Raw genomic sequence first — 11,179 nt, 5'->3', positions numbered from 1 at the left:
GGTGAATACTTTTGTCATGATTATACTCGAATGGAATGGATAACCTGTTGACATGCCTCGCGGCAAGGCAGTTCATCTGCTCAAGCCGTACCGCCCACCGTCAGACCCTCGATGCGCAGCGTCGGCTGCCCGACGCCAACCGGAACACTCTGACCATCCTTGCCGCAGGTGCCGACCCCCGGATCGAGGCGCATGTCGTTGCCGATCATCGATACCTGGGTCATTGCTTCCGGACCGCTGCCGATCAGCGTCGCGCCCTTGACCGGGCTCGTTACTTTGCCGTCTTCAATCAAATAAGCCTCAGACATCGAGAACACGAATTTACCGTTGGTGATGTCGACCTGACCGCCACCGAAGTTAACGGCGTAAATTCCCTTTTTCACCGATTTGATGATTTCTTCGGGGCTCCTGTCGCCGGACAGCATGGTGGTGTTGGTCATGCGCGGCAGCGGCAGATGCGCGAAGGACTCGCGCCGGCCATTGCCGGTCGGCGCCACACCCATCAAACGGGCGTTGTGGCTGTCCTGCATATAGCCCTTGAGAATACCGTCCTCGATCAGCACCGTGCGTTGTGTCGGGTTGCCTTCGTCGTCGATGTTGAGTGATCCGCGGCGACCGGGAAGCGTTCCGTCATCGACCACGGTCACGCCTTTCGACGCCACGCGGCTGCCGATACGGCCGGCAAAGGTCGAACTGCCCTTGCGGTTGAAATCGCCTTCCAGACCATGCCCGACGGCCTCATGCAGGAGGATGCCGGGCCAGCCGGAACCGAGTACGACGGTCATCGTTCCGGCCGGCGCCGGCTGCGCCGCTAGGTTGGTCACGGCCTGATGTACCGCCTCGTGCGCATAGCCGTGCAGCACGGCATCGCTGAAAAAGCTGTAATCGGTTCGTCCGCCGCCGCCGGCCGACCCCTGTTCGCGCTGGCCATCCTTGCCCTCGACGATAACGGTAATCGACACCCTCACCAGCGGCCGGATATCGGCCGCCAGCCGACCGTCGCTGCCGGCCACCAGTATCACCTCGTATTCTCCGGCAATATGCGCCATGACCTGTGTGACACGGGGATCTTCGGAACGGGCATAAGCCTCCAGCCGTTCGAGCAGTTTCACCTTGGCCGTCGCGTCGAGCGAACTGAGCGGGTCGAGCGGTACATACAGCGCGTGGCCGATTTTCTTCTTCGGGGCCGGAATGACTTTGCTGCGCCGCTGCTGTCCCGCCGCCGCGATGGCGCGTACCGCCGAGGCCGCATCGGCAAGCGCCGGCAGACTGATGTCGTCGGAGTAGGCAAACGCGGTTTTTTCGCCCGAGATGGCGCGCACACCAACGCCCTCATCGATATTGAAGCTGCCCGACTTGACGATTCCTTCTTCCAGACTCCACGCCTCCGAACGGCTGAACTGGAAGTAAAGGTCGGCGTAATCGACGTCATGCGCCATGATCGTGCCAAACACCTTGCCCAAGTCGGCCACGTCAAGACCATAGGGAGTAAGCAGGGTTTTCTGCGCCTGCACGAGCAGGGATTGAGCTTTTGCGGTCATTGGGTATCCAATTTGCGGTAATTCAAAAAAAAACGATGTAAAACTCATTCTACGCAGAGGGCGCAGAGACGCAGAATACGCGGGGATAAACCAAAACTTTCTATGATTTTCTCTGCGACCTCTGCGTCTCTGCGTACTCTGCGTTGAAAGCGCTTATGCACTACATTACCCGATGCTTCAAAGCGGGCAGGCTGGTGCGGACTTCGGCGATGCGCGCGTGATCCAGTTCACCGATCACGATACCCGGTCCCTTCGCTTTGCGCTCGAGAATATCGCCCCAGGGGTCGATCAGCAGGCTGTTGCCGTGCGTCTCGCGGCCGTTTTCGTGCTTGCCGCCCTGGGCCGCAGCCAGCACATAACACTGGTTTTCGATGGCGCGGGCACGCAGCAGGATTTCCCAGTGGGCGCACCCCGTCGTCTCGGTGAAGGCCGCCGGGATCACCAGCAAATCGGTAACGCCCAGCGCACGATAGAGCTCCGGGAACCTGATGTCATAGCAGATCGACAATCCGACCCGGGCGAAGGGCGTGGCAAAGGCCACCGGCTGGTAACCGGCCTCGATCGTCGCGCTCTCCTTGTAGCGTTCGGCACCCTTTTGAAAACCGAACAGGTGGATCTTGTCGTAGCGTGCCACGCGTTCCCCCTGCGGGTTGTAAACCAGACAGGAGTTGAGCACCTTGTCTTCCTCACTGGCAATCAGGGGCAGCGAGCCGCCGACCAGCCAGATGCCGTGCCGGCGAGCTGTTTCGGCAAGAAAGTCCTGGATCGGGCCACAGGCGTCCGCCTCACGCACCTTGACCTTGTCCCCGTCGCGAAGGCCCATGATCGGAAAATACTCGGGTAGAGCAACCAGCTCGGCGCCCTGCGCCACCGCCTCGGAAACAAGCCTTCCGGCAGTTTGCAGATTCTCTTCAACACGTGGCGTCGACACCATCTGCACGGCAGCCACGCGTGCGTTCTGCAACGCGCCCGTTGACTCACTTTGGGGACGAATCATGTGCGGCTCCTGCTGGATTGGCAATGGTTGGCAACTGTGGCGCCGGAACGGGCGGCTCGTTTCCCGAAAGTTTTTCGACCTTGGGGTCATCCCACTTGCCGGTAATCAGATAGTCAAAACCGAACATGTGATTGAGAGGATTCTGCAGCGCCTTGTGCGCCAGCCAGGTCGCCACACCCGCAACCGGGTTGATGAGCGCCACGCCAAGCGCGGCGGTGCCACCCAGTTCCGGCTGGACGTTGATTTTGAGACGCTGCGTTTCGTGCTCCAGATCAACCTCGCCGCGCATCACGACTCGCGCTGATGGCCCGTCAATCTGCAAACGATCGGTGCGCATCACGCCATTCTGCATCGCGACCTTGCCGGCAATGCTGTCGAAGGCAAAGCCTTCGCTGAAGACATCATTGAAATCGAAGGTAATCCGGCGAGTCAAACCTTGCAGGCTCATCAGACCGAGCAACTTTCCGGCGGCACCGGGGTCGAGTTTGACGAACTGACCCTTGCCCGCCTCAAGATTCAGTTCGCCGCTCAATGATCCGAAATCAAGAGCGGTCGGCGTATCGTTCCAGCCGATCTTCCCTTCCATCTGAGCCGTACCGGCGCGCACCGTACCGGGGTAACCCAGCCGATCGAGCATTTTCCCGACGTCGCTGCTGTTGATCCTGAAATCGAGCTGTGTACGGCTTTTCCCGCCGGTAATCTGCCACTGGCCGCTACCCGAAAGGTTGCCATAGGGATTGGTCACCTGAATACTGTTTAGATGCCAGACTCCCCCCGCGTTGCGCGCCTGTACTTCGAGCCGGCCGAAACGGCGCACGCCCAGCGAAAAATCGTCGACCACGATGTCGAGTTCCGGCAGTTCCTTTAACGCTTCACCCGCATTGGACTCCGTTGGTACGCTTGTGGAATCGAGTGCCCACTGCTTGAAGCGAGCTGTCACTTTGCCGCTTCCCGCGCTTTCCCACACCAGCTCTCCGTTGGCCTGACGAGAATTCAAACTGATCTTCAACTGGGCAGGTGCGGGTACTGCGGTCAGATCGACATCATTGAAGTGATGCCCAAGCAGAATCAGATCGGCGGTCTTGATATTGATCGAATCTAGAAAAGGCGACGCCGGCGCAGGAGCAACAGCAGGTGTTGCAGCAGGTGCAGAAACAGGTGCAGAAGGAGGTGCTGCAACTGAGCCAGCGGATCGATAGACCCGCCGCCAGTAATCGAGATCAATGCGCTTGGCGGTCAGCCCGAAGGTAACGCCTCGCTCGGGCAACTGCAAAGGCCGACCGACGGCAATGGCGCCACGTTCCGGCAGAAAGCCCGTGGCCTGCTTGCGACGAATCAATTGCATTGACATGACGCTGCCGAGTGTTGCGCTGAGCTGATCGCGCACTGTCGGATCGGCCTTGTCTGCTTTTTCAACTTTCTCGGCCTTTTCGTCTCCGGCTATCGGTACGCCCGGCAGGAGTTTCTTTTCAAGACGAAGCGGCATGGATTCCCCGGCGTCCTTGTGGAAGGGTTCAGGAAAGGCCGAGGCCAGCCCGACCAGTGTCGAATCAATCACCAGATCGGCGTTACGCTTGTTGATGCGCACCTCGCCCCGGTAAGGGCTTGCCCCCGACAGATTCGCCAGCAGCGGCGAAGCGTACTGCTTGCGCAACTGCTCAATGCTGATCGAACCGTTGGCAGTGATCAATACCCTGCCGTCCTTCTGCGACCCACCCTTGATCCTGAGCGCTCCACCCAGGAGCGTCGCATTGATCTCGGGCACCTGCAAATCGTTGCCCGAGAATTGCACGCTGCCATTCACCTGTTTTAATTGAGGTATCCCGGCATCGATCGTCACTTCGTTGTTCACGAACTTATAGGTGCCGTCGATCTTCGAATCCCCAAGTTTCGCTTCGTCAAGCGGAATGACCAGCCCCAGATCGAGATGGCCGTTTCCGCTGGCACGCATATCCTCGGTGAAGTGATCGATCCGCCCGGCGACCGGACTGAGCTCGATAAACTTGAGGAACTCGGAAGTCGGCCCTTCGGCTCGCCCCTTGACGATCAGGGTTGAAATCGGCGCATCAAAATCAGGAATCTCGACGCGCGTGTTGGAAAGTTGCGCTCCAAGAATCGATCCTCGATGTGCCTCAACGGTCATGCCGTTGCCCTCGAAACGCAGATCTCCGTGAATCCCCTCGATTTTCGGCCAGCCCTGGCCATAATCGAGCACCACGTCCCGCGCCTTGACCGTCACCAGAAACTGGCCTTTGCTCTTGTCCAGGAAGGGGAAGTCATTCAACTTGCCTTTGAGTATCAGCTTCGCCTCGCTGGCATTCCCGGCCAGCAAGGAATCGCGAAGCCAGAAGCGCGCTCCTTCGCCCACGGCATGTGGCATGTAGCGCCAGACGGCACGCGCTTCGGCTCGGGTCAGTGCTGCGCTCAGATCGATTTCCCCCGGCCCTTCACCCGTGTTTCGGTAGCTTCCCTTCGCCGAACCGGCCGCATCCGGACCGGTAAACTCGACTCGCGACAGCTCGACATCAAGTACGCCCTTGCTGATTTCCCACCTGGCCTGCGCATTGAGCGTATCGAATACAGTCAGCGACTCAGGGAAAATGCTCGGTAAATCGACGCTCGATTTTTGCGAGCGCAGTGCAGCACTACCGCTCGTTTCATTGAATTCAAGCGTTCCTGACAACCCCGAAAAGCCCGGAAAGTAGCCCTGTGCTGTCAGCGCCAGCTCATCGAACCCGGCTTTAAGCGAATAGGTTTGCAGGCGCTCTGCATCGCCTTTCCATTTGGCCGTCAGGCTGCTGACATGGCCGCGCGGTGCGTAATCCTTCAGCAACTGGCGAGATCGCGCATCAAAAGGCAGGTGCTCGGCAAGTCTGGCCAGCGCAGCGAGGTCAATTCTGCTGGCGCTGGCACTGCCGACGACTCCCTTGCCGTCAGGCTCGGGTTGCCAGTCCACGTGGAAATCCGTTGGTTCAATGCGTATCGTCTCGCGTGATTCGTTATTCGGCGTCGTCAGCGCCCGGGTCGCCAGCTCGATGCGTTTCCCGCTGACCTCAAAGCCCGTCGCCGAAAAACGGGCACCGATACGCCCCGACATGTGTTCGAGTACAAGCGCAGGGAGATCAGGCGCCAGACGCAGGCTGACGTCCTGTAGCGAGGCATCGGCCGTTACCTCCTGCAGTTTGCCTTGTGCGAAACCCAACCAGGCGCGCAAGGCACCCCGCCCGTGCGGAAGCGCTACCGGATAGTCAATCCACTGGCGCCAGACCGCCAGATCGGCGTAGCCGATCTCGGCGTACGCCTGCCCCGACCACGACTCCAGCCGTTCGATGTCCTTTCCCCGGAAATCACCACGAACATCGATCATTGAAGCCAGTTCGGCTGGCGGAAGGGCGGTCAGGCCAAAACGATGGCGCCTGTTGTCATTGTCGAGAGCAAAATCAAGATCTTCGAGAACCAGCGGCGGTGCCTTGCGCAACTCGTCTTCCCAGACCAGCGTCGCGCCCAGGATGCGGATGCGCCTTTGCGCCAGGATCCAGTCGGAAACGTCGCCCTCGTTTTGTTCCTGACTGAGCGGAATGCCGGCGATATAAAAACGACCCTGGGTATCGCGACGCAAATTCAGTGTCGGCTCGTCGATGCGCAGCAGTCGCAGCTTGAGCTGCGCACTCGGTACCGACCACCAGGAGAGAATCGCCTCAATGCGTGAAAAAGCGAGGGCCGGCCGACCCTGCGCATCGTCAATGCGGACGTCGAGCAGGGTCAGATCGGGGTTGATGCCTTCCCAACTCGCTTCGACGCGCCCGATGCTTACGCTTTGCCCAAGTCCCTCGCTGGTCAGTCGTTCGATGTCGGCGCGATAGTCTTCAATGTGCGGCAGTACGACGTAGCGCAGCACCAGCACCAGTACCACAAAACCGAAATAAACCAGCCAGAAGCCCCACACCAGGGCGCGCCAGAAACTGCCCACCACACGGTTCGAGACCAGAGGCACCAGAAAATGAAGTCGGTGATAGAGCGCCGGGCGCAGGCTGTTCCAGCTCATCATGAACCGGTTACCTGCGGAAGACTTAGCCCGTTATCGGAAAGCGTCACTGGAATGGTGAACTACCTGAAATCCTTTTGAAGTATCAATTGTAACGGCTTTGCCCGACCGAGCTCTTATGAAGAAATGTGAAGAAATACGAGAAACGCTGGCGCCGCGCCAGCACTCGATTTCGACAGGGTCCAGGCGGTTCCGCAAGGGATAGATGGCATTAATACTCCGTGCCTGAAACAATATCTCTTCGCTGTGGCCGCTGTGCCCGGTGTGGTTAAAGATCTGGCTGCGGCGGCAAGTGCACGCATGCTAGAATTCCGAGTGATTCCATTGGGTATTGAATTGTTTCAGGATTCTGCATTGAACAAGTCTCCTTCCGCGCCTGCGCGTATCGTCATAGCTTCACGTGAGTCGCGCCTGGCCCTGTGGCAGGCCGGGCATATCCAGGTGCGGCTGTCCGAACTGCATCCGCACTGCCGGGTCGAGATTCTCGGCATGACGACGCGCGGCGACCAGATCCTCGACCGGCCATTGTCGCAAATCGGTGGCAAGGGGCTGTTCATCAAGGAGCTCGAAGTCGCCATGCAGGAGGGTCGGGCCGACCTCGCGGTGCATTCGCTCAAGGATCTCCCGATGGAAATGCCGGACGGTTTTTCGCTGACAGCCATCCCGCAGCGTGAAAACCCGCGCGATGCATTCGTTTCGAACCGTTACGAGGGGCTCGACGCATTGCCCGCGGATGCCCTGGTCGGCACGTCGAGCCTGCGGCGCGAGGCGATCGTGCGCGCCGGCTACCCGCAACTCAGGGTCGAGCCGCTACGCGGCAATCTCGACACCCGCCTGCGCAAGCTCGACGAAGGACAGTACGACGCGATCATTCTCGCTGCGGCGGGGCTGATCCGCCTCGGGCTCAGTGAGCGCATCAAGGCCATCCTGACGCCTGAACAGTCGTTGCCGGCACCGGGGCAGGGCGCGCTCGCCATCGAGGTGTTGTCCAGCCGCGCCGATGCTGCGGCCTGGCTTGCCCCGCTCAACGATTCTGAAACCGCCCATTGCGTTCGCGCCGAACGCGCCTTTTCGCGTGCCCTTGGCGGCAGTTGTCAGGTGCCCCTCGGTGGCTATGCCCGCATGGAGAATGGCGTGTTGTGGTTACGCGGTTTTGTGGCCACAGCGGACGGCCGGCAGCGGGTCAGCGGTGAGCTGCGCGGCGCGCCGGACGAGGACGAGTCGATCGGTCAACGTCTGGCGCAGCAGTTGCGCGATCGGGGGGCAGGCGCCATTCTGGCCGCTCTTGCCGCAGGGCAATGAAAACCCCCTTGCACGGCAAACGCATTCTGGTGACCCGGCCTGCCGCCCAGGCCGGCAAACTGGCGCAGATGATCGCGGCGCAGGGTGGCGAGCCGGTGCGCTTCCCGCTGCTCGAAATCGCCCCGGCAGTCGATCCGGTGCCCTTGCAACAGGTGATTGCGCGCCTTGAGGTATATGTCATCGCCGTATTCATCAGCCCGAATGCGGTCGAGTTCAGCGTTCCCCTTATCCTCTCGACACGCGCCTGGCCGGCCACCGTGCAGGCCGCGGCCATCGGGCAGGGCACGGCCGTACAGCTTTCGCTGTGCGGTATCGGGCGCGTCATTACCCCACTCGAGCGTTTCGATTCGGAAGCGCTGCTTGAATTGCCGGAGTTTCAGAGCGATCGAGTGGCCGGAAAAATGGTGCTGATCCTGCGCGGCAACGGCGGGCGCGATCTGCTGGCCACTACGCTGCTCGAGCGCGGCGCCGAAGTGCACGCCGTGACCTGCTATCACCGTTCGGCGCCGAGCGACGGAAAGCCCATCGTGTCGCTGTTGCGCAACAGGCAACTCGATGCGCTGACGATTTCATCGAGCGAAGGTTTGCGCAACCTTCGGGCTTTGCTCGATACTGACGCCTTCGAGCTTGTGCGGACCCTGCCGGTATTCGTGCCCCATCAGCGCATTGCCGAAGTCGCCGTAGAGCTCGGCCTGCAAAGGGTCAGGCTGACCAGGCCGGCCGATGCCGGCATCATTGACAGCTTGTGCGAATTTAATTGGCTTGACCATGAATGACATCGTTGATCAGCAACCTGCAACTCCCGCATCACCTCCTCCGACGGCACCCGATCCGACTGCTCCAGTCGCACAGGCAGCGCGCGCGTCGAGCTTTGGCGCATGGCTCAATCCGTGGCTGTACATTGCCCTGCTGGCGCTCGCTCTGGCCGTCTGGCAGTGGTTCGAGACGCGCATCCGCCTGGCCGATACCCAGCAGGAAATGGCGCGCCGCCTGTCCGACAGTGATGCGGTGTCTAGGGAAAGTCGCACGCTGGCCAGACAGGCGCAGGAACAACTCGCCGTACAGCAGGGAAAAATCGGCGAGCTCGAAGGCCGGATCGCCGAATCCAGAAGCCAGCAGGCCACTCTGGAAAGCCTGTATCGGGATCTGGCGCGCAGCCGCGACGAGTGGGCGCTGGCCGAGGTTGAGCAGAGCGTGACGCTGGCCGCGCAGCAGTTGCAACTGGCAGCGAACGTTCAAGGGGCGGTGCTCGCCCTGCAGGCCGCCGACGCCCGTCTGGCCGGCAATGGTCGTCCGCAGTTCATCGGCTTGCGCAAGGTGCTGGTGCGCGACCTGGAGCGGCTGCGTGCCCTGCCGCAGGTCGATGTGCCGGGAATGAATCTGCGTCTGGAAAGCGTGATTTCCGCCGTCGATACCCTGCCGCTGGCGGTTGATGGCCGACCGCGAGAAGAAGGCAAGCCTGGGGAGACGCTCGAATCGCCCACGGCTACCCTGGGATCGCTGATTTTCTGGCAGCATCTGGCGGTCGATTTCTGGCGTGAGTTGCGCAGTCTGGTGCGCATCCAGCGCTTCGACCGCGACGAGCCGGCGCTGCTGGCGCCGGGGCAGGCCTTCTTCCTCCGCGAGAACCTCAAACTGCGCCTGCTCAATGCCCGTCTGGCCTTGCTGGCGCATGATCAGTGGACCTTCCGCAACGAACTCAAGCAGGCCAGGTTCTGGGTCGATCGCTATTTTGACAATCGTGACAAGTCGGTGCAGACCGCACAGAGCACTCTCAAGCAGCTTTCGGCGACCGAGATCAGCATCGAACTGCCCAACCTCAACGAGAGTCTCTCGGCGATCAAGAATTTCAAGCTCGGCAAGGACGGTAAATGAAAGGCCTGCTCTGGGTGCTGGCGCTCTTTGCGTTAGCCGTCGGCATCTCGCTGGCCGCGCATTTCAACGAGGGCTACGTGCTGCTGGTGTATCCCCCGTATCGTGCCGAGATCTCACTTAACCTGGCTATCCTGCTCATCATTGGTGGCTTTGTATCGCTTTACGCCTTGTTGCGCGGCGTGGCGCTGACCCTCTCCTTGCCCAGGCGCGTGCGCGAATATCGCCAACACCGCCAGCGCGAGAAAACGATCGGTGAGTTGTTCGACGTCGTGCGCCTCCTTTTTGAAGGCCGTTACAGCCAGGCCATGAAGAAAGCCGGTGACGCCCATGCCGCCGGCCAATCGCCGGCGCTCGCCGCATTGCTCGCCGCCCGCGCGGCGCAGCGCCTGCATGAGCCCTACAAGCAGAAGGCCTGGCTTGAGCGGGCCGCGCAGGCGGATGCAAAGATGCAGCCCGCCTGTCTGATGCTTGAAGCGGAAATGCATATCGAGATGCAGCGCTTTGAAGATGCAGTCAACACCTTGAAGCGCCTGCAGGAAACATCCGGACGACATATCGCCGCGCATCGCCTTGAATTGCGTGCCGAGCAGGGTTGCGGCAACTGGGATGAAGTATTGCGCATCGCCCGGCTGCTCGAAAAACGCAATGCCATGCTGCCCGAACTGGCGCAGGAGATCAAGCTCAAGGCGCATCAGGAAAATGTTCGCCAGCGGCGTTCCGTTCTTGCCCAGTTGCAGGCCTATCGGAAAAAACTGCCGGCGCGCGAGCAAAGTCCGCGATTGGCGCGCGTTTTTGCCGAAGCGCTGATCGAACTGGGTGCGCATGATGAAGCGCGGAATTTCATCGAGACACAACTCGATGCGGAATGGGATTCACGACTCGTCGGCCTTTACGGGCTGACCCCGGGCGGCGATCTCAGCGCACGCCTGGCCCGCGCCGACCAGTGGCTGCAGAAGCATCGTGACGACCCCCAGTTGCTGCTGGCGCTGGGCCGGATGTGCCTCGAACAGCGCCTGTGGGGCAAGGCCCAGAGCTATCTGGAAGCCGCCCTCTCACTTGAAGACAGCCGCGAGGTGCGCCTCGAACTGGCGCGCCTGTTCGAGCAGACCGAGCGCGCCGACGAAGCGATGCGGCAGTATCGGGCGGCGGCGGGGAAGGCTGACTGAGGTTTGAACCGGTGAGGTGAAGTAGTGGCTTTTGTCGGGCGGTGGCTGTCGAGTTCGGCTGAGCAGATGTATGTGGCGGGAATGAGCAAAATATTTTGCGATGTTACTCAGTGGAACTACCAAACCCCTTTTCCCTTTTAGATTAAATTCCGCTGGCCCAAAGAGCCCCTTTACTCGACGAAATTACCCCACTGCCGTCGACCACTACAAAACTGATCCCGACATGCTTGGTGACAATCAGCATCTGAGTATC

The 11,179-nt window shown here is 60.6% G+C and carries 7 protein-coding genes; 4 read left to right on the top strand and 3 right to left on the bottom strand.

Going from position 1 to position 11,179, the window contains the following annotated elements; all coding sequences use genetic code 11:
- Nucleotides 1-80: 80 nt before the first annotated feature.
- The 3 genes from tldD to JNM42_RS01225 form a co-directional block, all read right to left on the bottom strand.
- Complete coding sequence (gene tldD / locus JNM42_RS01235; RefSeq protein WP_294264941.1) at nt 81-1,541, bottom strand: metalloprotease TldD; 1,461 nt, start codon at nt 1,539-1,541, stop codon at nt 81-83.
- 160 nt (nt 1,542-1,701) lie between these two features.
- Complete coding sequence (locus tag JNM42_RS01230) at nt 1,702-2,538, bottom strand: carbon-nitrogen hydrolase family protein (protein ID WP_294264938.1); 837 nt, start codon at nt 2,536-2,538, stop codon at nt 1,702-1,704.
- Nucleotides 2,519-6,586, bottom strand: coding sequence for a YhdP family protein (locus JNM42_RS01225; protein ID WP_294264933.1), 4,068 nt, complete (start codon nt 6,584-6,586; stop codon nt 2,519-2,521). The genes JNM42_RS01230 and JNM42_RS01225 overlap by 20 nt, the downstream gene beginning before the upstream one ends.
- 351 nt (nt 6,587-6,937) lie before the next feature.
- Between JNM42_RS01225 and hemC the strand changes: the two genes are divergently transcribed.
- From hemC to JNM42_RS01205, 4 genes are read left to right on the top strand one after another with little or no spacing between them, the layout of a single operon-like run.
- On the top strand, nt 6,938-7,885 hold the full coding sequence (gene hemC / locus JNM42_RS01220) for a hydroxymethylbilane synthase (protein ID WP_294264930.1): 948 nt from the start codon (nt 6,938-6,940) through the stop codon (nt 7,883-7,885).
- Nucleotides 7,882-8,661, top strand: coding sequence for a uroporphyrinogen-III synthase (locus JNM42_RS01215; RefSeq protein ID WP_294264927.1), 780 nt, complete (start codon nt 7,882-7,884; stop codon nt 8,659-8,661). The genes hemC and JNM42_RS01215 overlap by 4 nt, the downstream gene beginning before the upstream one ends.
- Nucleotides 8,654-9,760, top strand: a complete 1,107-nt coding sequence (locus tag JNM42_RS01210; RefSeq protein ID WP_294264924.1) for a uroporphyrinogen-III C-methyltransferase — start codon at nt 8,654-8,656, stop codon at nt 9,758-9,760. The genes JNM42_RS01215 and JNM42_RS01210 overlap by 8 nt, the downstream gene beginning before the upstream one ends.
- Nucleotides 9,757-10,926 carry a heme biosynthesis HemY N-terminal domain-containing protein gene (locus JNM42_RS01205; protein WP_294264922.1) on the top strand — a complete coding sequence of 390 codons (1,170 nt, stop codon included), beginning with the start codon at nt 9,757-9,759 and terminating at the stop codon, nt 10,924-10,926. The genes JNM42_RS01210 and JNM42_RS01205 overlap by 4 nt, the downstream gene beginning before the upstream one ends.
- The last annotated feature ends 253 nt before the right edge of the window (nt 10,927-11,179 follow it).

The organism is Propionivibrio sp. (assembly GCF_016790145.1).
GTDB lineage: Bacteria > Pseudomonadota > Gammaproteobacteria > Burkholderiales > Rhodocyclaceae > Propionivibrio.
This window is presented reverse-complemented; position numbering and strand designations above follow the sequence as displayed.